At 47.3% G+C, this 21,847-nt stretch carries 16 protein-coding genes; 7 read left to right on the top strand and 9 right to left on the bottom strand.

Translation table 11 applies throughout. From position 1 onward, the window contains the following. Positions 1 to 9 precede the first annotated feature (9 nt). The 5 genes from B4E62_RS10255 to B4E62_RS10235 all read right to left on the bottom strand — a co-directional run bounded on the left by B4E62_RS10255 (position 10) and on the right by B4E62_RS10235 (position 6,244). A complete protein-coding gene (locus B4E62_RS10255) occupies positions 10 to 396 on the bottom strand; it encodes a hypothetical protein (RefSeq protein ID WP_331351991.1) in 387 nt (128 codons plus the stop codon). Continuing rightward, on the bottom strand, positions 389 to 2,410 hold the full coding sequence (locus tag B4E62_RS10250; protein WP_331351990.1) for a hypothetical protein: 2,022 nt from the start codon (positions 2,408 to 2,410) through the stop codon (positions 389 to 391). Before B4E62_RS10250 ends, B4E62_RS10255 begins: the two co-directional genes overlap by 8 nt. Positions 2,411 to 2,433: 23 nt before the next feature. Further along, a complete protein-coding gene (locus tag B4E62_RS10245; RefSeq protein WP_331351989.1) occupies positions 2,434 to 4,359 on the bottom strand; it encodes a hypothetical protein in 1,926 nt (641 codons plus the stop codon). After that, positions 4,356 to 5,843 carry a site-specific integrase gene (locus B4E62_RS10240; RefSeq protein WP_331351988.1) on the bottom strand — a complete coding sequence of 496 codons (1,488 nt, stop codon included), beginning with the start codon at positions 5,841 to 5,843 and terminating at the stop codon, positions 4,356 to 4,358. The genes B4E62_RS10245 and B4E62_RS10240 overlap by 4 nt, the downstream gene beginning before the upstream one ends. A gap of 203 nt (positions 5,844 to 6,046) precedes the next feature. Beyond that, positions 6,047 to 6,244: a DNA-binding protein gene (locus tag B4E62_RS10235; RefSeq protein WP_331351987.1), complete on the bottom strand. Its 198-nt coding sequence runs from the start codon at positions 6,242 to 6,244 to the stop codon at positions 6,047 to 6,049. A 442-nt stretch (positions 6,245 to 6,686) separates the two neighbouring features. On the opposite strand from B4E62_RS10235, the gene B4E62_RS10230 reads away from it, so the two are divergent. Continuing rightward, positions 6,687 to 7,166 (top strand): ATP-binding protein, encoded by a 480-nt coding sequence (locus tag B4E62_RS10230; RefSeq protein WP_331351986.1) that lies wholly within the window; start codon positions 6,687 to 6,689, stop codon positions 7,164 to 7,166. Between the two features lie 3 nt (positions 7,167 to 7,169). Here B4E62_RS10230 and B4E62_RS10225 read toward each other — a convergent pair whose 3' ends face one another. Then, a complete protein-coding gene (locus tag B4E62_RS10225; protein WP_331351985.1) occupies positions 7,170 to 8,885 on the bottom strand; it encodes a putative bifunctional diguanylate cyclase/phosphodiesterase in 1,716 nt (571 codons plus the stop codon). A gap of 232 nt (positions 8,886 to 9,117) precedes the next feature. Here B4E62_RS10225 and rep point away from each other — a divergent pair, with 232 nt between their 5' ends. Next, positions 9,118 to 11,136, top strand: a complete 2,019-nt coding sequence (gene rep, locus B4E62_RS10220) for a DNA helicase Rep (RefSeq protein ID WP_331352042.1) — start codon at positions 9,118 to 9,120, stop codon at positions 11,134 to 11,136. 77 nt (positions 11,137 to 11,213) lie between these two features. Here the strand turns inward: rep and B4E62_RS10215 are convergent, their stop codons facing one another. Then, positions 11,214 to 11,615 carry a cytochrome c5 family protein gene (locus B4E62_RS10215; protein WP_310069442.1) on the bottom strand — a complete coding sequence of 134 codons (402 nt, stop codon included), beginning with the start codon at positions 11,613 to 11,615 and terminating at the stop codon, positions 11,214 to 11,216. Between the two features lie 237 nt (positions 11,616 to 11,852). Here B4E62_RS10215 and prsK point away from each other — a divergent pair, with 237 nt between their 5' ends. From prsK to B4E62_RS10195, 4 genes are all read left to right on the top strand, one after another. Continuing rightward, positions 11,853 to 13,898, top strand: a complete 2,046-nt coding sequence (gene prsK / locus B4E62_RS10210; RefSeq protein WP_331351984.1) for an XrtA/PEP-CTERM system histidine kinase PrsK — start codon at positions 11,853 to 11,855, stop codon at positions 13,896 to 13,898. A gap of 9 nt (positions 13,899 to 13,907) precedes the next feature. Further along, a complete protein-coding gene (gene prsR / locus B4E62_RS10205; RefSeq protein ID WP_331351983.1) occupies positions 13,908 to 15,311 on the top strand; it encodes a PEP-CTERM-box response regulator transcription factor in 1,404 nt (467 codons plus the stop codon). 251 nt (positions 15,312 to 15,562) lie between these two features. Then, positions 15,563 to 16,633, top strand: coding sequence for a fibronectin type III domain-containing protein (locus B4E62_RS10200; protein WP_331351982.1), 1,071 nt, complete (start codon positions 15,563 to 15,565; stop codon positions 16,631 to 16,633). Between the two features lie 127 nt (positions 16,634 to 16,760). Then, a complete protein-coding gene (locus B4E62_RS10195; protein WP_331351981.1) occupies positions 16,761 to 18,161 on the top strand; it encodes an exosortase/archaeosortase family protein in 1,401 nt (466 codons plus the stop codon). Between the two features lie 52 nt (positions 18,162 to 18,213). Here the strand turns inward: B4E62_RS10195 and B4E62_RS10190 are convergent, their stop codons facing one another. Beyond that, positions 18,214 to 19,278 (bottom strand): DegT/DnrJ/EryC1/StrS family aminotransferase, encoded by a 1,065-nt coding sequence (locus tag B4E62_RS10190; RefSeq protein ID WP_331351980.1) that lies wholly within the window; start codon positions 19,276 to 19,278, stop codon positions 18,214 to 18,216. A gap of 65 nt (positions 19,279 to 19,343) precedes the next feature. Beyond that, the gene (locus tag B4E62_RS10185) at positions 19,344 to 20,492 is read right to left on the bottom strand and encodes a glycosyltransferase family 2 protein (RefSeq protein WP_310068547.1); all 1,149 of its coding nucleotides are present in this window, start codon (positions 20,490 to 20,492) and stop codon (positions 19,344 to 19,346) included. A gap of 60 nt (positions 20,493 to 20,552) precedes the next feature. Here B4E62_RS10185 and B4E62_RS10180 point away from each other — a divergent pair, with 60 nt between their 5' ends. Further along, on the top strand, positions 20,553 to 21,704 hold the full coding sequence (locus tag B4E62_RS10180; protein WP_331351979.1) for a glycosyltransferase: 1,152 nt from the start codon (positions 20,553 to 20,555) through the stop codon (positions 21,702 to 21,704). The last annotated feature ends 143 nt before the right edge of the window (positions 21,705 to 21,847 follow it).

Raw genomic sequence — 21,847 nt, 5'->3', positions numbered from 1 at the left:
CGCTCACCACTAATATAAATCGATTTGGCTGGCGCTTGTGGGTTTTATGAGACGTTCCAGTCGATGCACAGTTTCGACTAGTTGAAGATTCTGCGTCAGCACCTTGTACATCGTTTCTTTACATTCTTCGAGCTCCTTTTCAAGCGATTCAATTCGAGATATAGCTCGGCGATATTTAACTTTAACGCTATCTACTGCTTTTACATTAGATTTTTTAAACGCCTCAATTTGCCCTATAAGCAACAAATGGTGAGAACGGGACTTTTTGAGATATCCCCTGTCAAATCCGGCTTCAGAACTTACAAAGCTTGCGGTAATTTTACGTCTATCCAGGTCTTTATTCGTTTTAAGTCGAAGGAAAGCCGCCTGACACTTAATCAAGCCATCATCACTCATGAAGATTCTCAACTTTTATAAGTTTCTTCGCACGCTTTCTTAATTTCTCTAACTCCTCAGAGCAAATTTGATACTCACCTGATTCCAGAGAATATTGGGATATTTCCTTTTCCAAAATTTGAGTGACATTATTAATTTTATCGCTTTGAATAAGCGCTGACTCACAGCTTATACAACTTGTCACATCCCCGAGCATAAAATTGTCGCAAGGACCTAACTTCATGCATCCACCGAGCAACGTCTCTCGATAAGCCAACTCGCCATTCCTCACTGCCCTTTCAGTAACCGAACGCATTTCCATGATATTAGTTCCGCGTTGCGCGTGTCGATCTTTCTGATCCTCAAGGAGGTTCACGGCCCCACCATGTATCACTGTTTCATCTCCGAGCAAATACGCCATGATTTGTCCAGCAGCGTCTTTTGACATACCAATCTGAAACTCAAAAGCAATATGATTTCCAGATAGCACAGACTCATTACGCTTTTCGTCGAAGTAGCCGAAAACAGCTTTAAAATTTTCAAAATTATTGCTGTAATATTGTGACATAAGAAGGCACAAATGCTTGAACTGCCTCTTCAAACTTGGCTGCGAAACGAAGCCACTACTAGACGCATAGTATGCAAGTGAACGACGATACTGATGTGAAGTAAGCTTCCAAAACTCCCCTACAGAAAACTTAGGATCACTCAAAAAATCTCTACCAGGATCACTCACGGATAATTCTTCAATATCCTCAACCGTGATCTTGAATTCCTCGGTTGTAGTGACGGGAAAAGGAAATGCACTAAAATAAGGAATCGATTTCGCTCCCTTACTCTTGTCATGAAATATATTTGGACTTAAAAACAAATATGAAGAGTTTTCAATGACTGGTTCATCGATTAAGGCAGATAGCCCGGTGCATATTTTTTCCGCAACTTCAACTGCCTTAACAACCTCTTCAGTTGCGATCCAAGATTCCAATTGCAACGTCTTAGTTAACTTTGTAGTCGTTGAAATTATGTCTATAGATTTCGAAGCGCTTCGAGATACACCGAGATCATCTACTAATGCAGGAAAGGTTTCCTGAATGCGAACGCAGCCAAACTTTAATCTCAGTGCTTCTTCATGTCTCATCCCAGTATAAAAGTGAATAATATTTTTCACGAGAAACTGCATTTTCACAAAGGCCCCGATCAACTCTCTCCTATTACTCGCCTCAAAATACCCGGTAAAAAGGTCATCTAGTTTATATAGAGAGACAGCCTCTTCAAAAGTTGCACGAAACTCACCATATTTAAGGCCATGCTTGCCTCGTTGATGCTTGATTCCTACCCCAAAAGCCTCGTCACGAAAGCAGGCTATAAACCTGTCAAGATTCGTCATATTTTCATGGACGCGAGCAAGCTCAGCACTCATGCTATTCATTAGCAATACATAAATTCGGGAAGGAATAACGCAAACCTGATTTCCCGGATGCAATTCAAAGTTTATCTCCTTAAGATTTACTAAAGGTTCGTTAACAACGCCTTTAGGAAAATTCTTAACGTGCGTCATAAAAGCCTTTAACCTTGGCTTGAAGTTACGTCTATGCACATGTAATTCGGAGAATTTCCTTAAGAATGATTTATTCGTGACAAGCGTGATGATACTCAACTTCCCAACATGGGAATTCGCCTCAAATGAATTACAAAATACTGCCATTTGCCGCAGCAGCTTGTAGTAATTCAGCAATGTACTGAAACTTAAACTTTCTTCGCTTGAGTTATAAATCAGAAAAAACAATAATCTTTTAACTTCTGCAACTAACTCATTATTTCCATTTAAACAAATGACTAAAAGTTGGAAGCGAATGACCGCAGGTCGGCATAGGGACAGATGATAACTGGTAAAGTACCAAGTGTCGTCTCCAAATCTAGCAGTGGGTTTGCCATCCGGATCTCGACATAATATGACGTCATCAGAAGGTTGTAGCGGCAATTTGATGAATGAATCGGGTTGCGATATCAGCGGTAACGATCTATGCGCTATCATTTTGCTCTCATAATGGCTCCTCATTATAGTACGACTCCACTTAGTTCCAACCTTCGCAACCTCGCCTCCCAGAATGCGGTTAGATCACCCAGCTCAAAAACCCGATGGTTTGATTGAGAGACAATTAGTTTATGATTCTCGGAAATTTCAGATACACCCAAGACAACTTGGTCGATTCTAATCATTAGATCTTGCAAAAGCTTAGTGGAATGCTCTATCGAACTCGCGCATTTTCTTATCTCTTGAATAACATATTTGAGACTAAGCAATTTGTGTAAATCCTCAAAGTCAGCGTGAAAAATGTAGTGATCGCAATAAAGACATCCAAACTGAGTAGTGCAATCAGGTACTAACGGCGCACGCTCAAAAGAAGTACTTGGATTCCTAAAGCTGTTGCAACCTCCAACGCCACTGGGAGTTACTAGAGAATCATCGTTATTTGTATTGCGATGTATAATAGTTGCGGCGTGGCGCCGAACGGATTCCCAATAGTTATGAAATTCAATTTGCGAACGCTCTGGCGATGTTTCAGCGTAGTTAACGGCGTTTGTTTTCTCTGTGTGATTCAGTATTGAAGCTGTCAACTTGTTGGGAATCTTTAATTCATGAAACACAAGACTCTTATATTTTCTCGCTTGAGATGGCCCTATATATTTTAATTTTTCGTCGTCAACAAATTTACGAATTCTTTCGATAGCGCTCTTCGAGTATCCTCGATCCAGCTTTAAAAAAGAGCCTGTATATGATCCAGTTCTCCCTAAGCGAGCAAAAAGATAATCACAGTCTTTACCATCAAGCAGCCAATTTCGAATACGTAGATAATCTAGAAGTATCCTGCGACCGATCTTTCCTCCTAATGAATAATACGTTTTTTTTCCTCGCGCCCGATTTTTTATTGATGACAGTTCGGCAGTAACTTGACCAGTACCTGCCTCAACCACATCACTGTATTTAATTCCCCGCAGCTCCGCTGGGGACATCCCAGTAATCAGCTGCAGCAAAAGTGTGTATGCAGCCACAGCAATAGATGCCAAGCGTAATCTCGCTGTACACCGCATGTCTTCATTGGATTTTTGTAATTGAGCACGAGCGCGCTTGAGATAATAGTTCGTGATTCGCTTAGGAGAATTCGGAAACCTCTGCATCAACGTATCCAAACTTTCGAATTCGCCTGTTTCTCGATTCACTGCATCGAAAGCTTTTGGATATTGCCCTGGACATGCCGAATTGAAGGGAAAAATGTACTTCTTGAAGCTTGCCACCTCCAAATGGAGTGGAAACGTTTTATTTTCAACAATGAAATCAGTGACTGTAAAGCCAATTAAATAAGTGACCTGTGCGAACCGCGTCACCTCTGCCTCTTCAGGAACTTTATGGTGCCCACGTTTACTTGAGAACGATGCAATCCCATGTGTAATGTAATGTCCGTCTTGCGGAAAGCAGCCTAGCAAAAGCCATTTGAAAATATTTTGCCGTGTAAGAGCGGTATATGAAGTTATCGCTTCGCATGCAAGCTGAATTGCCAACCGTACACTATACTTTTCAAAAGCCAATCTAGCACACGCACTGTTTCGGAATGCATCTTGATAACCATGGCCATCAAGCACATTAAACAGAGTCCGGCATTCAAAGTAGAGCTTCCTTAGACTGGCCTCGCTCAATCTGGTGCAATATATATGGTCGAATATAAAAAGTAGTACCTGCCTCCTGTGTGCCACGAATGAATTCGGATTAACCCTGATCGCCTTCAATGGATTCCGCGTCGTTGGAAGCTTCGCGTCCCTTTCGGTGAAAGCAAATGAACCAAAATCCAAAGGCGCGCTTCTATCTATGTCATTCACTTTCACCACCACATTTTCAGGAAAATCATCGACTTCTGCCAACCCACTTGGAAGCACAGATTTAGTATTTCGAATAACTAATTTATCCTCAAAGTTATTTTCACTCATCTCCATGCCTCGCTCATGCAGAATAATTCGTCACCCCAATCAAAAATTTTTGATTCGAAGATTTCTTGGGTAAATATTTTTTCGTTGAAACCCGAATACAGCTTTAAATAATTTTCTGTTGTCTTCCGATGTTCGTGATGCATTCTTCGCTGAATTAATTCAATTTCCTCCCCTATTTTTAGACTCCCGTCTTGAAGAAAGGGCAGAAGCCATTGATACAGAAGGTATCCGAACGTTGCACGTAACCAATGGAACGTAAAATCTCTCGGAAAATTTGGCGACGTTTGCTTCAACAGCTTCCGCTTGATGTTGTCCGTTATTTGGCCAATTGGCGGTGAACGTACAAATGGATATCGAGGATCTTCTTTAGACATATAGAAACAATTTCCCCTTTCAGAGAGAAAGAGATAGGTATTGTCTTCCCTGGGAATATCCAGATCAGGAAAACTTTCATGGAATGTTGCGCGGAATCTATTCAGTCGAACTCTGCTATATTCGCTGGCCGCGAACACCGCAAGCTGGTGAATCAAATGGGCAGGAAAATATAAGATCTGCCGTTTTCCAAACTTAGTGTCAACACCACTTCCTGGGCCCACATGCAATCTGTAACTTCCGTTTTTCTCTGGCCCGCGTTCAATCATTTGCTGAAGATGACGATGACGGAGCGTCAATATGGTCTGCTTTCGCGCCCCTGTTGTAATTGCTATCGTTGTTATTAATCGCTCCATTTGCGACCAAGAACTTCCCTTTAGAACGGAGAGGAATTCATTCAATTCTTTATTGGTTAAGGGACGTAACTCTTCACCGTGCTCTCGAACATACCCTAATCTGACCTCAGGCGTCGGCGGGCGCTGGACGGTCTGGGAGCGCTTGGTCGTCTCCAACAAGATATTTCCCCGAGACCCATTCACCAGAATCTTAATATCTCGACATGTATCCACGCGTTCCATATCAATGTCATGCCAATTGCTGGCTACATAATTATAAAATTGATATATCGTGGCGGTCTTTTGATTAAGCACAGCTTGAGAGATTTTTGATTCGTCCCCGAGATGGCGAAAATATTTAAAGGTCGGTCGATGAGCTCGTCTACTACCGCTAAAATCTAACCAATCAAGGCCCTCTTTCTCACAAAAAAGCTTGTAGTCCAGCAAGTGGGCCGCTTTTCTTCTAGCCAAATCAGTGGGGCGCTTCCGAGCATTCTGGCCATCAATTAGATCCAGAAAAAAGCCGTTCGCTTCTTTCCAGGGCGCACCAGCAGCATCGAGAAGAAATGGCATGTTGTAAACATTACGGTGAAATTCCGCGCCCAACTCCCGTTCAAGATTCAAATGAATCTTTGGGTCGGCCAATTCGAGCTGAACAGGCGTGGACCGAGAAGGGGTAAGATCCTTAAACAAATTTGCGAAAGCATCTTCCACGACCGGAATTACTACCAGGCGGTTCCGATGACGACTGTTTTGATAGGCCACATTGATACCCATTTTAATTTTTCATAGACGTGCGAAGTCAACGACAACTAAATTCGCAATAAATGGGGCTTGACGTGGTGTAGGAGGAATGAAATACTCGGGGTACCGCTACCGGGAGCAGATCATTTTCAGCTTCCACCGAAAGCCGCGCAAGCAATTGCTCGGCTTTTTACATTTATGCCCTCTACATATCTAAGTTAACGACTTTGGTTACTTTATTGAGAATTAATACTTCCATTCTTGAGACCAAGCAATACAGCGATCTTATGACTCTCGCCACGCACCGGTATCTGTTTCCCCTTTAATACTTGATATACAAGGGCAACATTCACATTGTTTTTTCTCGCCCAATCAGCAACCGAAGTTCCTTTTAATCGAAATTCTTCTATCACTTCATCAACCGTTTTAATCACGACATATCCGCCTCCAAAGCGAGTTCCGCAAAAAATCTTTGATCCTAACTTGCCAAGTGGAAATTATTTTATTTCTCAGATACTTGCAACCCCCAAAATATCGCTACTAAATTTTGCTTTCTCTATCAAAAATTTATTTTTTGTATGTATATGGATTACCGAAAACTCGTTCAACTGAATGTTTTTAATTGATTTTTTTTTGACCGAACTAAAATTTTTTTTATTTTTTCCGATAGTAAGGATAAATCGGATGGCTTAAAAATATTTTAGAAAATTTCAAATTATTTTAAAGATAGCGGCGAAACGCGATTGATTTCGGATGTGACGTTGATTGATGTGTTGCTACCAAGATCACCCGTAGTATAGGTGTGGGAATGACAGCAAGGTGTCAATGAGCGGTTATTATATGATTCCCTGTCAATCCAGATATCAGGACCTAGCCATGAACCCATGTCCCTGCGGCTATCACGGCAGCGACGCCAACCGCTGCCGCTGCACACCCGACCAGGTAAGACGCTATCGAGATAAGATTTCAGGCCCCCTGCTCGACCGCATCGACATGCACGTGCCAGTCCGCAGCCTTCGACAAGGTGAATTACAAAACAAAACCCAAGGCGATAACAGCAGTGTGATCCGGGCGCGGGTGGAACAGGCGCGCGCGCGGCAAATCGCGCGGCAGGGTAAAGCCAATCACCAATTGAGTGCACCGGAACTGGAGCACCACTGCGTTTTAACTGAGGGCGATAAGGCATTGTTGGAGCAGGCGATTAATAAACTGGGGTTATCGACCCGCGCCTATCACCGAGTTCTGAAACTGGCGCGCACGCTGGCCGATATGGCTGCGCGCGATAATGTGAACACCGTCGATATCAGTGAAGCACTGAGTTACCGCACCCTTGATCGCCAAAGCAGTAATCAATAAAAATTAATTGAGCAGCAGATGTTGATGTGATGCCGACATCTGCAGCCAGTTGATAATTTCAGCATAGGATTTGGGTGCAGAAAAATAATAGCCCTGCATTAAATCGCAGCCCATTTCCTTGAGCCATTCTTTTTGCTCTTTGGTTTCTACACCTTCAGCGACAACTAACTTCCCAAGATTGTGCGCAAGCGTAATCATGGCCGAGACCAAACGTTTGTCGGTGTGGCTGCGATTTAATTCCTGCAGGAAACCCAAATCGATTTTTACCGTGCTGATCGGCAAGCGCTGTAAATGCAGCAGCGATGAATTGCCCGCACCAAAACTGTCGAGTAAAAAATTAATTCCAAAAAATGACAGCGGCCGCATGCATAACGAAACCAATTCAATATTGTCGGCGAAAACCGTTTCGGAAATTTCAAATTCGATATCGCCAGGCTGAATATCGTTGTCAGCAAAAATGCGTGCAACTTCGTGCACCAGATTGTCATCTTTAAATTGGCGCATGGATAAATTGATCGCCATCATCAAGGGCCCATCCCAAAATTCCTGCAACAATTTTAAATCGTTGCACGCCTGGCGAATGGCCCAATAACCCAATGCGTTGATGATACCTGTCTCTTCAGCGGTAGCGATAAAATCACTCGCATTTAAAATTCCCATACCGGGTTTATCCCAGCGCAGCACTGCTTCAAGCGCGATCACCTTGCCGGTACTCACATCGACACGCGGGGTGTAATGCAGCACAAACTGCTGTTTTTTCAGCGCCGCGCGCAAATCGGACTCAAGCCGCAATTGACGGCGTACATCCTGGTTCATCATCTCGGTAAAAAAGCGATAGCTGCTGCCGTCTTCCTGTTTGGCTTTGTACATCGCCATATCGGCATGTTTAAGCAGGGTGTCGGCATCGCGCCCCGCTTGCGGATAAATCGCAATGCCAATACTGCAACCCACCACCACTTCATGACCATTAATTTCGGCGGGCTGCTCGATGGCGGCAATGACTTTTTCAGCGATGTGTGCAACATCGGTATTGACCGCAATTTTTTGCAACAACAACGTGAATTCGTCGCCACCCATGCGCGCGACTGAATCGCTGCGGCGCAAACACGCATTCAAACGCTCGGCACAGATGCGGATAATCGCATCGCCCGCATCGTGTCCAAAATTGTCGTTCACTTGTTTAAAGCCGTTGAGATCGATAAACATCAGGGTAAAACTGGCGTTGTCGCGCTCGGCCAAATTAATCGCATGTTCGAGGCGGTCGCGGAATAAAATGCGATTGGGTACATCGGTGAGTGGATCGTAATGCGCAAGGCGTGTGAGGTGTTGCTCGGTTTGTTTACGCTCGATGGCATAGCGCAGGGTGCGCTCTAATAACAGGTGATCGATTTGGCCTTTAATTAAATAATCCGCCGCGCCTGCCCGGATAGCTTCGCGGTCAACTTCGGTCTCCATTTCATCCGTCATCACCACAATGGGTGTCTGGCAAGCTTGCACGCGCGCTGCATTGAGCAGATCGCGGGCGCTAGTATCGCCCCAGTAATAATCGAGCAACGCCACATCAAATTCTTGCGATAAAATTTTATTAAGTGCGATATCCAGTTGGTCGCACCAGACAAGTTCGTACTCCACTTGGCGAATATGCGACAAAACCTCAGCGATGAGCAGGTATTCGCCCTGTTCACGGTCGATAAATAAAATTTTTATCTTGTTCTCCATCGCTCTCGATCCCTTTTAACTCGCGTTTTTATCCGAGTTGTTTGGCACTAAATTTCGCACTCAAAGCACCACAATGGTAACAGTCGCCTCAGGCAAACAAAACGCTTTGCTATATAACAAATAACCGCTACAAACTTTCCATGCTTACCTTGTAGTTATAGCGCCCAAGATCGCCGTTGCAAGCGCAGGAGGGCTTGTTAGAATGCTCGCCCATCTGCTCAAGGCCGCCACTGTGACCCAACTCAACCCCCGCCAAAAAGAAGCCGTGCTCTATATCGATGGACCATGTCTGGTGTTGGCCGGTGCGGGCAGCGGCAAGACCAGCGTAATCACACGCAAGATCGCCTATCTGATTGAACAGTGCGATATGCCTGCGCGCCACATAGCCGCACTCACGTTTACCAATAAAGCCGCGCGCGAGATGAAAGAGCGCGCCAGCAAATTGGTCAAAGGCAGTGCCTCTAAAGGCCTGACGGTTTCTACCTTCCACAACCTCGGCTTGAACATTATCCGCCGCGAGCACAAAAGCCTCGGTTTCAAACCCGGCTTCTCCATTTTTGACTCTGAAGATGCACGTTCGCTACTCAAGGAACTGATGCTCAAAGAGGGCGATCTGGATAACGACCATATCGATCTGGTGCAGAACCAAATCTCCAACTGGAAAAATGACCTGGTCAATCCGGCACGCGCCTTGAGTATGGCGCAAAGCCCCGGCGAGCAGACCATCGCGATTATTTACCAGCGCTACAACCAGGCTCTGCGCGCCTATAACGCGGTGGACTTCGACGACCTGATCCTGATCCCAGTCGAGTTATTCCAAACCAATGCCGAGGTGCTTGCCCGTTGGCAGCGCAAAATCCGCTACCTGTTGGTGGATGAATACCAAGACACCAACTCCAGCCAGTACCTTTTGGTGCAGCTTATCGTCGGCAACCGCGGTGCACTCACCGTGGTGGGCGATGACGACCAATCCATCTACGCCTGGCGCGGCGCGCGGCCGGAAAATATGAGTCTGCTCAAACAGGATTATCCAAGTTTGCGGGTAATCAAACTGGAGCAAAATTACCGCTCCACCAGCCGCATCCTGCGCGTGGCCAACCATCTGATCGCCAACAACCCGCATGAATTCGACAAGGCGCTGTGGAGCGAGATGGGCTTGGGCGATCCGATCCGGGTAATCCGCTGCAAAAACGAAGAGGCTGAGGCCGAGCGCGTAGCTACCGAGATCATCACCCAACGCTTGCAGAAGCAATACAAATTCCGTGACTTTGCGGTGCTCTATCGCGGCAACCACCAAGCGCGCCTGCTGGAGATGAAACTGCAACATCACCAGATTCCCTACAAGATGAGCGGCGGCTCCTCATTTTTTGCTAAAACCGAAATCAAGGATGTAATGGCCTACTTGCGCTTGATCGTCAACCCAGACGACGACAACGCTTTTTTGCGCATCATCAACACCCCACGCCGCCAGATTGGCACCAGCACGCTGGAAGCTTTGGGCGGCTATGCGAGCGAACGCGAAATCAGTTTATTTGCCGCACTGGATGAGCTGGGCTTACAGAGTCGCATTCCCGAAAAAAACCTTGAACGTTTGCAACGTTTTGCGCACTGGGTCAAACAAGTTACCCAAGATTCTCGCGGCGAAAAACCGGTTGATGCGATCCGCGAGATGTTAAGCGACATAGATTACGAAGGTTGGCTACATCAGAACTCCGCCAGCAGTAAAGCGGCGGAAAAACGGCTGGAAAACGTGTTTTACCTGATCGAGTCGCTGCAAAAGAGCCTCGACAAAACCGCCAATGACGATGAAGACGAAGAGTCGCGTATTGAAGACGCTATCGCCAAATTGGTATTGCGCGATTTAATGGAGCGGCAGGAAGAGGAAGATTTGAGTGATCAGGTGCAGTTGATGACACTGCACGCCTCCAAAGGTCTGGAATTCCCCCACGTATTTATGGTGGGCATGGAAGAGGACCTGCTACCCCATCGCAACAGTATTGAAGACAATAATATTGAAGAAGAAAGGCGCCTGACTTACGTGGGCATCACCCGTGCGCAACGGACGCTATCGATGACACTCGCGGGCAAGCGCAAGCAATTTGGCGAGATGAGTGAGACCACCCCCAGCCGCTTTTTGGATGAGCTGCCGAAAGAAGATGTGGAATGGGAAGGCTTTGGCGAGCAGAGTGCGGAGAAAAATCTGGCCAAGGGTGAGGAGACCTTATCCAGTTTGCTCAACTTGTTCGATTGAGATTGGCTTCAACTGCACTGGCATCCAAAAACAACAAAGGCGACCCAAGGTCGCCTTTGTCACATCGAAGAAGCTAATTACTTGCTGCCATCCAACATGTAATCCACTGCACCTTTGATTTCATCATCGCTGCAAGCCGCACACATACCCTTGGGTGGCATGGCATTGAAGCCGCCAATTGCATGGGTATAAAGCGTGTCTTTGCCTTTGGCAACGCGCGGAGCCCAATCGGCGGCAGTACCGAACTTAGGCGCGCCCATCACGCCGGCACCGTGGCAGGTGGTACAAAAACCGGTGTACACATCCTTACCAGATTTTGGACCCGCTGCAGCGGCAGGTGCCGGAGCGGCAGCACATTCTTCACCCTGCATGCAGGTGCTGCCCACGGGAGCGATGCGCGCCTGGACTTCATCGTCATTGGCAATGGCAGTACCGCTCACCATGGCAGTCATTAACAGGATTCCGAACAATTTTTTCATGTGGCTCACGGCTTTTTCCTCGTTGGTATAAGGCCGCTGAAACTCTGTTCCAGCTTGCCCGTTGTAAATTCAGGGAGATATGGCGATCTTTGGGCGCGCATTATAGCGGCAAATACCCACACAGGCGATGGCAGTATTTAATAGTCGTTACAAGAATCTTATGGCGATTTGATCTGCCACAACCAACTGTTATGCTTATTGCCACGACTTATACCTCCGCATAGGATTCTGGCCGGTATGGAATATAACAGCGTCACCTTTGTTGCCTACTTTAGCGCTGCAGTCGTTTCTGCCCTGCTGACAGCTACCTATTTGTTCCAACTGGTGCGCAAACAAAAAACCTGGTTGTTCGCCGGGGCTGCCGCTGTGCATACGCTGCATCTCGGCGCTATCGCCCTGTCCTTTTCCGAACAATCTATCCCACTTTATCTACTGATTATTTTTGAATATTTGCATTTTAATGCCTGGGTTTTCTGCATTGGGCTGAGCCTCAAACACAATACCCAACGCAGACAACTACCCGCCAGCCTGCAATTGCTGTTTAGCGGTGGCTGGCCGATTACCGCGCTGGCGATTGCAATGCTATTCATTCCCAATATGAACCAGGCGGGATTATCCGTGTGGTTCGCGCTGGGATTGGCGGTTATCGCACTGGTCAGCGTTGAGCAACTCTATCGCTACGCTGCCGAGAATGATCGCCAGATCAAATTGCTGTGTATGAACCTGGCGGCGATTTTCCTCTACGACATCTATCTATTTACCCACGCACTCATCTTCAAAGGGCTCGACCCCATGCTCTGGCAGTCGCGCGCTGCGGTCTCCATCGCCACCTGCCTGTTTATGGCGCTGGGCGGCATGCTGTTATTGCAGCGCAATGACCGCCCAGCGAACTTCAACCTCTCGCGCCCGATCGCCTTTTACACTACCTCACTGGTCGGCGTGGGCGTATTAATTACCGTACTTTCGCTCGGCGGTTACTACGTGCGCCTTTACGGCGGCAACTGGGGCACCGTCTTTTATAGCCTGTTATTGGTCGGCGCTGTATTGCTGATTGCGACTGTGTTCATTTCCAGCCGTATACGTATGAAGTTATCGGTCCTGATCAATAAACACCTGTTCCGCTATAAATACGATTATCGCAACGAATGGTTGCGCCTGATCAACTATCTTGCCCAACCGGCTGAGACTAGTGAGGTCAACCAACGTGCCTTTTTTGCCGTTGCCTCTACTACCAAGGCTCCTAGTGGAGCCATCTGGCTGCGCAAACAGGGATTTTATGAGCCGGTCTATCGTGCCAATCTACCCAATTTTGTCGATCTGCAGGAAGAGCCGGTTGATAGCCCCTTCTGCCGCGCTTTTATTGAATCCGAGTGGGTGTTCATCCCCGATAGCGGCGACAACGAAGCGCTCAGCCAGCACAATGAATTGCTACCCCACTGGGCGCACAATATTCCCGACCTCTGGCTGATGTTCCCCTTGATTGTCGGTGAGGAGCTGGTGGGTTTTATGGCACTGACCAAACCCGGCGGCGATGAAACCCTCACCTGGGAAGATCTGGACTTGCTCAAAACCATGGGGCGCCAGATCGCGAGCTACCTCAAGCGCCATCAACAGGCGGAGCAATTGGTGGAAGGCCGCCAGTTTGATACTTACAACAAGCTGGTCGCGTTTATTATCCACGACCTAAACAATTTGATTGCGCAGCAGGCACTGGTCGTGCGCAACGCCGAAAAACACAAAGGTAATCCAGCCTTCTTTGAAGATGCGATAAAAACCATCAGCAACTCAGTGGATCGCATGAACAACCTGCTCAGAAAGCTGCGCCGCGATGACTCGGATCTGGTGAAACGTCTGTCGATTACCGAGGTAGTGCAGCAGGCCATCAACGAATGCCAGCGCAGCAGCCCAACACTCACGGCGGAGATACAACCCAACTATCGCACCATTAATGCCGATCAAGTGCGATTAGTGATGACCATCACCAACTTCATCAAAAATGCGCAGGAAGCCACGCCTGACAGCGGAAAAGTTCATGTTACACTGCAAATCAATAACAACTCGGCCGTCATCATCATTGCAGATACCGGCTCGGGTATGGATTGGGATTTCATCCACAACCGCTTATTCAAACCCTTTGAGACCACCAAATCCGGCAAAGGCATGGGCATTGGCGTCTACCTGTCGCGCGAATATATTAGCGAGCTGAGCGGCACATTGAATGTCGCCAGCGAGCCGGGCGAAGGCACCACTATTACCATTACCCTCCCGCTGAACAAGGATTAGCGCAAACGCATGAGTAAATCGACCGTTTCCAAACCTATCTTATTAATTGTCGAAGATGACACTGGCTTGCAAAGCCAATTGCGCTGGCATTTTGACCAATACGAAACCGTCGTCGCCGACAACCGCCAGGACGCCATTGCCGCCCTGCGCCTACATGAAGCCGCTGTAATTATCCAGGATTTGGGGCTGCCGCCCGATGAGGACGGCGTCGATGAAGGCTTTAAATGCATCCAGGATATTTTGCGCATCTCACCTAACAGCAAAGTTATCGTGATGACCGGCAAAACCGACCGCGACAACGCCCTGCGCGCAGTGGCTATGGGCGCCTACGATTTCTACCAAAAACCGGTTGATCCCAATACGCTCGATTTAATTGTGCAGCGCGCCTTTCATATCCACGAACTGGAAGACTACAACCGCCGCATCAGTTTGTCGCAGCAGGAGCCGCTGGAAGGCCTAATTACCAATGATCCGCAACTGCTGAAAATTTGCCGTCAGCTCGAAAAAATCTCGCCTACTACCGTCACCTGCACCCTGCTCGGGGAAAGTGGCACCGGCAAAGAAGTGATGGCACGCGCCATCCATCAACTAAGCCCACGCAAAGCCAAACGCTTTGTCGCCATTAACTGCGCGGCGGTGCCCGAGAACCTGATCGAGAGCGAACTTTTCGGTTACGAAAAAGGCGCATTTACTGGTGCCAACAAAACTACCATCGGCAAAGTAGAAACAGCCAATGAGGGAACCCTGTTTCTCGATGAAATTGGTGACATGCCTCTCAATTTGCAAGCAAAGCTTTTGCGCTTTTTGCAAGAACGGGTTATTGAACGCGTCGGCGGACGCTCCGAAATTCCTGTCGATGTGCGCGTGATCTGCGCCACCAACAAAAACCTTGAAGAGATGGTCAAAGCCGGCAGCTTTCGCGAAGACTTGTTCTATCGTATTTGTGAAATGACAGTAATGATTCCGCCGCTGCGCAATCGCCTCGGTGACAAGGTTTTACTCGCGCGCCATTTCAAACTTAAATTTGCCAAGGAACACGGCCAGAATGTCACCGGCTTTACCCCCGACGCCATAGCCGCAATAGAAAATTATTCCTGGCCAGGCAACATTCGCGAGATGGAAAACAAAATAAAACGCGCTGTGATTATGGCCGATGGCAAGCACATCACGCGTGAAGATTTGGGCTTGGCCGAAGCCGGAGAGTTGTCGCTTAACTTACGTCATGTACGTCAGGAAGCAGAACGAGGTGCCATTTTACGCGCACTCAGCATGACCGATAACAATATTTCAGCCGCAGCCAAATTGCTCGGTGTAACGCGGCCAACGTTTTATGACTTGATCAAAAAATACGATATGAATCAGGATTATCTGGTTAACAACGGCGACTCGGGCAATGCAGATAAGGAAGATTAACCAACGCTAGCCTGGCAAGGTCTCCATCAGTCTCCGGACAGAGTGTTGCATTGTTGGTATCGCGCTCAGAAACAATCGATATATACAATCACCTTTAATCGCGCATTGTTTGTCACAAAAACTGGATACTTAATCGCGAAATCTAAAAAAAAAGATGGAACTGGCAACCGACCAATTCATAAGTGCTAATACTGGTTTGTTGCAAATTTGAATCATTGAAGAGCTAATTTAAACATCGCAGGTGTAAATAGATGTGCAAGTGCGCTAATAAATTGTTATGTATCCTTCCTTTAGTGTGGCTTGCCGCTACCCTTACCGCCTGTGGTGGCGCTGCATCCGGTGATGGAGACAGCACTACCAGCACAATAAATAAACCAACGATCAGTTCAATTGCTGCCAGCAGCATCATGGAACAGAGTTCATCTTCAAGCCAGTCTTCCAATGCTGAACCCACTTCTATTTCAAGCATCAGTCAATCGTCCAGCTCTGTTTACTCACGTATACCGCGGTCAAGTAGCGCATCTGTCTCATCGCAAAGCAATGGATCCGATACCACTCCACCGACTGTAACAGAGCTGCACCTCTACCGACTGTCAGAGCGGAGCATTACCCTGACATGGGATGACGCCGTGGATAATGTGGGAATCAGCCACTACACCATTAAACGCGATAATAAACTCATCGCGATTGTTGATTATCCTGCACAAATGTTCGCCGACCAAAACCTGCTACCCGCCACCGATTACACCTACGCTATTGCCGCTTTTGACACAGCGGGTAATGATTCAGGTGATTCTATGGCATTCAGCATACGCACACTCGCTTTGGCAAATAGCAGCACCGCCAGCACTAATTCAAGCGCAAGTGCAAAATCCAGCAGCTCCCTGCACTCGAGCTTAAAATCCAGTAGCAGCTCCCTGCGTTCAAGCTCAAGCTCAAGCTCAAAGTCCAGCACGAGCATGTCTAGCAGCAGTAGGCCAAACTCAAGTGCGAGCTCACAATCCAGCAGCGCATTCTCCAATGCGAGTTCCAAATCAAGCAGCGCTTCCTCAACAGCCAGCAGTGCTGCAATAGAAACTATCACCATCACCTGGGGACATCCAAACCAACGGGAGGATGGCTCTTATCTGGAGCTCGAAGACATAGGCGGTTACGAAATTCGCTATCGTAAACCTACAGGCGCACGCTACACCTACATTAACTTGAACGGTAATCGCACAACGGAGTATGTATTTACTGGCCCGGTGCGGGATCTGGAGTTTGAAATTGCAGTGTTTGATACAACGGGTTTGTACAGCCGTTACATTAAAATCACGCGTTAGTACACCAATATAGAGCTAGGCTTTTTTTGTTTGGTCGCGCTATTATGAACTGCCTCACACTTTATCGGACTCAATAGCGCGCCTTACTATGGATTTAAGCAATAAACTCCTCCGGCTTCGCACGGCCATGCCTATTTTTGTAGCGATTCTGTCGGTGGCCTTATGCTATTTGCCAAGTTTGACTACCCTTTGGAAAAAATGGGTGTTGTGGGACCAGGATTTAGCACACGCACTGCCAACCCTTGCAGTGATGTTTACACTCCTCATCTATCGCAATTATCAGCAAACCGGCATCCACATTGCAAAAACCCCATGGTACTGGTTGCAATTAATCGCCATCGGCAGCTGTTCGTTGCTCTGGTATCTATTTGAAAGCCTCAGCATAAGTTTACCTGCTTACGCCCTTATCATTGCACTGATAGCATTGACCATCAGTGCAAGCCTTTCATTTCAGGTATTGCGCGCAGTACTTCCCTATTTAGGATTGCTAATTTTTACTATCCCCATTTGGGGAGAACTCAATCGCACATTAGTAGAACTCAGTAGTCTTATGGTTGGCGAGGCAGTTAAGCTCAGTCGCATGACTGCACTTATCGACGGCAGCAATATTTTCCTCCCAAGCGGAACTATTTTTATTGCAGATGGCTGCTCCGGATTGCGCTATCTGACAGTTGCCCTGTTAATTGGATACATTCTCGCGTTAGTCAATAATTACCGGGTGCCGCAAGCGCTAACCACCATATTGTTAGCGCTATTACTCGGGCTATTTGCCAATTGGTTGCGCATTTATTTACTGGTATTGATCGGTTACGTTACTGAAATGCAAAGCAGCTTGATGCGCGACCACGAAACATTTGGTTGGGTTGTATTTGCGATGATTTTGATTCCCAGCATCTACTTTGCCCCTATCGCGAAACAGCAGTCAGTCACTATCGCAATTCCTCGACCATCATTGTTGCCTCTGTTGCCGTTATTGATCGGGCCTCTATTGCTCCATTTTAGCCCCGAACCAAAAACAGGTACCCAGCCACTCAGCCTACAGCACCTCGCCCACTATCAAATACCCGCAACTAGCGTTATAGGGGCGCGACTGAGCACAGATTTCCCTGGCACCAAAGTACAACAACAATTTGGCATTGATGGCACCTCACTGCAGGTCGATTTATTTACCCATATCACCAGTAGCAAAAAAGAAGAAATAGTGCCCTACATCGGCAGGCTGATTAACAGTTCCCAGTGGAATAATGAGCAGCAACTGAACCTGACAACTGCAGGAGGACAATCGTTTGATACGAGAGTTTTCCGGAGAGTGGGGAGCCAAATACGCATATTGGTTGCCAGACAATATGTAGTTGGCCGCTACCAGACGGCTAACTATTTCTATGCCAAATTAATCCAAATTTTTGCCAAGGCAGCGGGCGATAATTATTTTGGATTACTGGTAGTACAGGTGAATTGTGCTGCCGATTGCAACGAGGAAATTGTCAGGATTCAACCTGCGCTAGATAAAATTGCCGCAATACAATAGCTCATCCACTGCGTAGGATGAACTATTTTCCAGATGCAGTTGACGTGCGGTCTCAGGCCGTGCGCAATAGCGCCACTATTTTCTCACGGTGATATTCAGTTACCCCATCATGAATGGGCAGACTAATGAAGCGCTGCGCAAAATCGCACGCATTATCCAGTGCCGCAGGCACAGTCACACGACCATCCACACCACTGATTGCATCGATTGCCGTTTGATACATCGCTGTTGCACCTAGCCCTTCCCGCTGCAGACGCACAAGCAATTTATCCCTGCGTGCAACACTGGCACACAATAAAGGGTAACGCAGCAAACGCCGCGCGCGCGCGCTTTCCAGCGGCATCATTTGCTGCAGCCCACCAACCGCAGCTGCCGAGCTGTAATGCTCACCTATATTTGTAAATCGCTCACTGTAGCGATGAAAATTTTCTTTCAATAACGAAGCACGAAAATGATCCAAAGCCAGGATTTCTTCCAAAGCGATATACACTGTCCGACCCAAATGCAGCAAAGGATTACGGTTCAACAGCAAATACAATTGTGGTGTTAACAACCAATTATAAGCGCGCATTTTTAACGGCAGGAGCGCAGACACAGAATGCGATGGCTCAATCTGCTTACTCACACGCGATGACAAAGGTGTAGACGCTAACAACAAACCACCACCTAACAAACTGAGCGGTTTACCGCGCCCAAATGAAAATACGACATAATCCGATTCAAAAATGGCTTCGCTTTTTTGTGCTGGGAACCATTGTGCATTATCCTCGATCAGACGGGCACGCAAGCCCAAACCTTCAATTAACTGTCGCAGATCTGCAAGCCGCTCAGCAATACCCAAAAAATTGACCGCAATAATCGCCACAACTCGATCATCCAGATGCGCGCGCAATTGCTCGCAATCATAAGCGGGATCATTAACGCTAATATCAATTGCAACCGGCTCAATACCCGCATACACACAAGCAGCCACCAAATCCGGGCAACAATAACCGGGAATAATGGCGCGCGGCTGTTGCACACCAGGAAATTGCTCTCTTGCATCCATTAGTGCCAACGCCAGTGCCGAGGTACCCGAATCAACCCAATAAGAATGCATAGTAAAAAAATCTTGCACAGGATTTTCCTGATACTTGCGCAAACTAATTTTATTTCCTGCTGGAGGAAGGTCGCCGTGGATAATCATCGCGCGGAGGGTTTCCAGGTTGTCATGCGCTGGCCAGCAACAAATTTAATGGCTGCATCGAGCAGGGCAACATTGACTTGCACAAAGAAGTACACCAGCTTGACGATAGCAATAGTGCGCAGGTTTGGTAAAAAATGAGCCACTACAGCGAGGCCGTAGAATGCTAGTTGCGCGGAAAATAATAAAAAGTAGAACACACTGTTATCAGCGATAAATGCATTTAATAAAAAGGCCGCCAATAAAAACCAAGGGGTTAGCCAGCGCATCAATTTATGTGAAATCACCTGAAAGGCAAACAAACCAAACTTACCAATATTCAGCACTTCTGCGTGGCGCGCAAGCCCGGTCATACCGCGAATTACCGTGCGAATTTTGCGTTGATACTCTTTAGAGGGATCTTTTAGATCCTGATAAAAACCCAACACATCAGGCGCGGTTACGGCCCGCAATCCTGCTTTCGCGGTGTTGAGTGCGGTATTAAAATCGCTCGGTGAATGAATATCCCACTCATTGCACAGGGATTTACGCACCGCAAAAAAAGAACCGCTCAAACCCACCAGCCCAGCCAATTTTGATTCCTGCTGACGCAACCACATTTCATATTTTACATAGGCACCCTCACCGGCAACCGAACCATCCTGACTAATGAAACGGTCCTCGCTCGACACAGCACCCACATGTGGATCGGTAAAATAGGCCACTAATTTTTGAATGGCATCGGAAGGTATTTCAGTGGCGACATCACTAAAAACCACAATATCTCCATTAGCAAGATTAATTGCACACTGTTGCGCATGCTCTTTACCCAGCCGCTCAGGAGCGCGCACCAAACGCACTTTGCGCTCAGCATATTCGCGCACTATGTCATCGGTTTTATCTTCCGAACAATCGGACGCGATAATAATTTCAAACGCAAAATCACCAGCGAGTAATTGCAGACTGTTTTCGATTTTTGCGCGAATTCGATGCTCTTCGTTATAGGCAGTCACGATCAATGACACGCTGTTTACCGCTGCCATTTGTTGCGTTGAGGTGCCGCCTCTTTTTATACTCTTTTTGGCAAGCAAAACTCGCAGCACCAAGGGATAAATAAAATAACTATAAACAGCAGCAATACCAAATAACCAAAATAAAAATGTTAACATTCCAACCCCTTGACCTGTCCTTAACTTTTCCAGTGAATATTCGACATCATGCACCTGCCTATGACGAACCCTGACACAAACCTTGAGACTCAATTGCCGATTTTAACCTCTCACCCGAGGGTTTTGCACATCATTTCTGGCGATCTCTGGGCAGGCGCAGAGGTGCAAGCCTATACCTTGCTCACATCAATGAAGGATCAATGCGAATTATTGGCAGTATTGATGAATCACGGTGAACTGGCCGATCGATTGATACAAGCAGGGATAAGCGTAGAAATTATCGATGAGCGCCAGATCAGCAGCCTGAAAATTTTTACCCGCCTTTGCGCAATCATCCGCCGTTTTGACCCAGACCTCATTCACACCCATCGCCAAAAAGAAAATATCCTCGGATCGCTTGCCAATACACTTGCCAGCCGATGCTTACGCCCGCATTTTTGGCAGCGCAGCGCCGCCGTGCGAACAACTCATGGAGCCCCCGAGCACAGCGCATCCGGCATCAAGAAAATACAAGTATGGCTAGACCATTTCTGTGGCAACTATTTGCAAGATGCCATCATTTCAGTCTCTGCCGATCTGGCAACAAAATTGTGCAATATATTTCCCAAGCGCAAAATCCATATTATTAAAAATGGAATAGATGTAGACAGACTACAACAAGCGGTTCCCGCCACCGATATACGCACAGCACAGCCCAATGCTATCCATATAGGCATTGTTGGACGCCTGGAACCCGTCAAACGGGTCGATATTTTTCTTCGAGCCGCACAACTCCTACTCAAACAAACATCTGCAGCAATACACTTCCATGTTATTGGCGATGGCAAACTCGCCGCAGAACTCCAGTTGCTTGGTCACGAGCTCGCGCTGGGGCAATCAGTGAGCTTTCACGGCCACCGCACTGACCCCGCACAAGTCATAGCGGCGCTCGATATGGTAGTCATCTGCTCTGACCACGAGGGCACACCCATGACCGCATTGGAAACACTCGCACTCGGCAAACCCTTGATTGCGCACAGTGTTGGCGGCCTGGTTGAAATACTGGCGGATTATCCGGATCTGCTCGTAACAGACCACAGCCCTGCAGGTTATAGCAATAAAATATTGCAGGTTATGCACACCAAGCCCCGTGTGCAGCTGAAAAAGGCTTACACCAGCCATACCAATGCCGCTGCGACTCTCGCGCTCTACCAAAAATTGATACAGCATTAATGTCGGATAGTTTTACACTACTGAAAAGTATCTGGATGTATGGCGCCCACGCGTCGCCAGCAACAATTTCTTAGCATGGTGTGTGATAGAATTCCGCACCGGTAAACCGCTGCACCCAGCAATTTACCACCAGCCAGGGAAAT

The sequence above is a fragment of the Cellvibrio sp. UBA7671 genome (assembly GCA_002483145.1).
GTDB classification, from domain to species: Bacteria; Pseudomonadota; Gammaproteobacteria; order Pseudomonadales; family Cellvibrionaceae; genus Cellvibrio; species Cellvibrio fibrivorans.
Note: the sequence above shows the minus strand (reverse complement) of the source record. Positions and strands in the feature narration are given on the sequence as shown.